At 68.3% G+C, this 3,412-nt stretch carries 4 protein-coding genes; all 4 read right to left on the bottom strand.

The window, feature by feature from the left end; all coding sequences use genetic code 11:
- Positions 1 to 535: dTDP-4-dehydrorhamnose 3,5-epimerase (rfbC, locus tag HHL15_RS25965; protein WP_169148664.1), on the bottom strand; the 535-nt coding region annotated here is incomplete at its 3' end.
- Entirely contained in the window at positions 535 to 1,422 is an 888-nt protein-coding gene (gene rfbA, locus HHL15_RS25960) for a glucose-1-phosphate thymidylyltransferase RfbA (RefSeq protein ID WP_169148663.1), read from the bottom strand. The genes rfbA and rfbC, both read right to left, overlap by 1 nt.
- Before the next feature lie 19 nt (positions 1,423 to 1,441).
- On the bottom strand, positions 1,442 to 2,341 hold the full coding sequence (gene rfbD / locus HHL15_RS25955; RefSeq protein ID WP_169148662.1) for a dTDP-4-dehydrorhamnose reductase: 900 nt from the start codon (positions 2,339 to 2,341) through the stop codon (positions 1,442 to 1,444).
- A gap of 9 nt (positions 2,342 to 2,350) precedes the next feature.
- Positions 2,351 to 3,412: dTDP-glucose 4,6-dehydratase (gene rfbB, locus HHL15_RS25950; protein ID WP_169148661.1), on the bottom strand; the 1,062-nt coding region annotated here is incomplete at its 5' end.

The following is a 3,412-nucleotide window of genomic DNA, read 5'->3' as shown; positions in this document are numbered from 1 at the left end:
TCTCGCACTCAGCCAGCCTCTTCCCCGCCACATCCTTGGCCGACAGCAGCGGTTCGCCCGCCAGCGGCCACTCCACCCCCACCGCCGGGTCGTTCCACAGCAGGCTGCGCTCATGCTCCGGGGCATAGTAGTCGGTGGTCTTGTACAGGAAGTCGGCGCTTTCGCTTGTCACCAGGAAGCCGTGCGCAAAGCCCGGCGGGATCCACAGCTGGCGCTGGTTCTCTTCGCTCAGCTCGACCCCTTCCCATTTGCCGAAGGTCGGCGAAGACTTGCGCAGGTCCACCGCCACGTCGAAGACGCTGCCCCGTACCACCCGCACCAGCTTGCCCTGGGCTTGCTGGATCTGGTAGTGCAGGCCGCGCAGCACGCCCTTGGCGGAGCGGGAGTGGTTGTCCTGCACGAAGTCCACGTCCAGCCCGGTGAGCTCCCGGAAGGTCCGGGCGTTGAAGCTTTCCATGAAGAAGCCGCGGCTGTCTCCAAAGACTTTCGGTTCGAGGATCAGCAGGCCGGGCAGCGTGGTGGGGGTCACTTTCATCAGAACACCTTTTCTTCGAGCAGACGGTTGAGGTACTGGCCATAGCCGTTCTTGGCGAGGGGGGCGGCGAGTTTCTGCAGCTGGGCGGCGTCGATCCAGCCGGCGCGCCAGGCGATCTCTTCGGGGCAGGCGATCTTGAGGCCCTGACGCTTTTCGATGGTCTGGATGAAGAGGCCGGCTTCGAGCAGGCTTTCGTGGGTGCCGGTGTCGAGCCAGGCGTGGCCGCGGCCCATGACCTGCACGTCAAGGGCATCCCATTCGAGGTACTGGCGGTTGACGTCGGTGATCTCGAGTTCGCCCCGCGGGCCGGGCTTGAGCTCGCGGGCCACGTCCACTACCCGGTTGTCGTAGAAGTAGAGGCCGGTGACGGCGTAGCGGCTCTTGGGGACCTTGGGCTTCTCTTCGAGGCTGATGGCCCGGCCGGCGTCGTCGAACTCGACCACGCCGTAGCGTTCGGGGTCGTGCACCGGGTAGGCGAAGACGGTGGCGCCGTCGGTCCTCGTACCGGCCTGGCGCAGGTCGCTGCCGAATTCGTGGCCGTAGAAGAGGTTGTCGCCGAGCACCAGGGCGCTGGGGCCGCTGCCGACGAAGTCGGCGCCGATCACGAAGGCCTGGGCGAGGCCGTCGGGGCTGGGCTGCACGGCGTATTGCAGGTTGAGGCCCCACTGGGCGCCGTCGCCGAGCAGTTGCTGGAAGCGCGGGGTGTCCTGGGGGGTGGAGATGATGAGGATGTCGCGGATGCCCGCCAGCATGAGGGTGCTGAGGGGGTAGTAGATCATCGGTTTGTCGTACACCGGGATGAGCTGCTTGGAGACGGCCAGGGTGGCCGGGTGCAGCCGGGTGCCGGAGCCGCCGGCGAGGATGATGCCTTTGCGCTGGGTGGTCATGGGAATGTCCGGTTTGAGTTCAGTTCGGGAGGATTTCGTCGAGCATGCGGTCGACGCCCTGCTGCCAGGGCGGCGGGACGAGGCCGAAGGCGCGCTGCAGCTTGCCGGTGGAGAGCCGGGAGTTGAGCGGGCGGGCGGCGGGCGTCGGGAAGGCGCTGGTGGGCACAGGGCGGATGGCCTCGGGGGCGACCTTGACGGGGATGCCGCGGGCCCGGGCGTGCTCGATGACGTGGCGGGCGTAGTCGTACCAGGTGGTTTCGCCACCGGCGACGAGGTGGTACAGGCCACCCAGCTCGGGCTGGGCGAGGGTCTGGCGCACGGCGTGGGCGGTGATGTCGGCGAGCAGGTCGGCGCCGGTGGGGGCGCCGTGCTGGTCGTCGATGATGGTGAGGGCGTCCCGCTCGGCGGCGAGCTTGAGCATGGTCCTGGCGAAGTTGCCGCCGCGGGCGGCATACACCCAGCTGGTGCGGAAGATGAGGTGGCGGCAGCCGCTGTCGCGGATCAGCTGCTCACCTTCGAGCTTGGTGCGGCCATACACGGAGAGGGGGCCGGTGGGGGCGTCTTCGTCCCGCGGGGCGTCGCCGCTGCCGTCAAAGACGTAGTCGGTGGAGTAATGCACGAGCAGTGCGCCGCGCGCGGCGGCTTCGCGGGCGAGGACGCCGGGGGCCAGGGCGTTGAGGCTGCGGGCGAAGTCGGGTTCGCTCTCGGCCTTGTCCACGGCGGTGTGGGCGGCGGCATTGACGATGAGGTCGGGGGCGACGCTGCGCACGGTGGCGACGAGGCTGTCGGGGTCGGCGAAGTTGCCGGAGAGCCCGGGGGCGCCGTCGTGGTCGAGGGCGATGAGTTCGCCCAGGGGGGCGAGGCTGCGTTGCAGCTCCCAGCCGACCTGGCCGTTCTTGCCGAAGAGGAGGATCTTCATGGGGCGTCCTTAGTCGCGGCCGGCGTAGTTCTTCTCGACCCAGTCGCGGTAGGCACCGCTCTGCACGTGGGCGACCCACTCCTGGTTGGCGAGGTACCACTCGACGGTCTTGCGGATGCCGGTCTCGAAGGTTTCGGCGGGGCGCCAGCCGAGTTCGCGCTCGATCTTGCGGGCGTCGATGGCGTAGCGGCGGTCGTGGCCAGGGCGGTCGGTGACGTAGGTGATGAGCCGGGTGTAGCTGCCGGCGGGGTCGGGCTGGAGTTCGTCGAGCAGGGCACAGAGGGTGTGCACGATGTCGATGTTGGGCTTTTCGTTCCAGCCGCCTACGTTGTACACCTCGCCGGGGGTGCCTTTGTCGAGGATGGCGCGGATGGCGCTGCAGTGGTCGGTGACGTAGAGCCAGTCGCGGATCTGCATGCCGTCGCCGTACACCGGCAGGGGCTTGCCGGCCAGGGCGTTGGCGATCATCAGCGGGATGAGCTTCTCGGGGAAGTGGTAGGGGCCGTAGTTGTTGGAGCAGTTGCTGGTGGTCACCGGCAGCCCGTAGGTGTGGTGCCAGGCCCGCACGAGGTGGTCCGAGGCGGCCTTGCTGGCCGAGTACGGGCTGTTGGGCTCGTAGGTCTTGGTCTCGGTGAAGGCGGGGTCGGTGGGCCCCAGGGAACCGTACACCTCGTCGGTGCTCACATGGTGGAAGCGGAAGCCGGCCTTGTCGGCGCCTTCGAGCCCGCTCCAGTAGCCGCGGGCGGCTTCGAGCAGGGTGAAGGTGCCATTGACGTTGGTGCGGATGAAGTCGCCGGGGCCGTGGATGGAGCGGTCCACGTGGCTTTCGGCGGCAAAGTGCACCAGGGCGCGGGGGCGGTGCTCGGCCAGCAGCCGGTCGATGAGCGCCCGGTCGCAGATGTCGCCCTGCACGAAGAGGTGCCGCGGGTCGCCCGCCAGCGAGGCCAGGTTCTCCAGATTGCCTGCGTAGGTCAGGGCATCCAGGTTGACCACCGGCTCGTCGCTTGCGCGCAGCCAGTCCAGAACAAAATTTGCGCCAATGAAGCCGGCGCCGCCGGTTACGAGAATCAT

Origin of the sequence: Zoogloea dura (assembly GCF_012927165.1) — a bacterium.
Taxonomy (GTDB): domain Bacteria; phylum Pseudomonadota; class Gammaproteobacteria; order Burkholderiales; family Rhodocyclaceae; genus Zoogloea; species Zoogloea dura.
The sequence above is the reverse complement of the archived record's forward strand: the minus strand, read 5'-3'. Positions and strand labels throughout refer to the sequence as shown.

Coding starts and splice junctions, on each gene's coding strand:
- rfbA (WP_169148663.1), bottom strand. CDS start 1,422: ATGACCACCCAGCGCAAAGGCATCATCCTCGCCGGCGGCTCCGGCACC.
- rfbD (WP_169148662.1), bottom strand. CDS start 2,341: ATGAAGATCCTCCTCTTCGGCAAGAACGGCCAGGTCGGCTGGGAGCTG.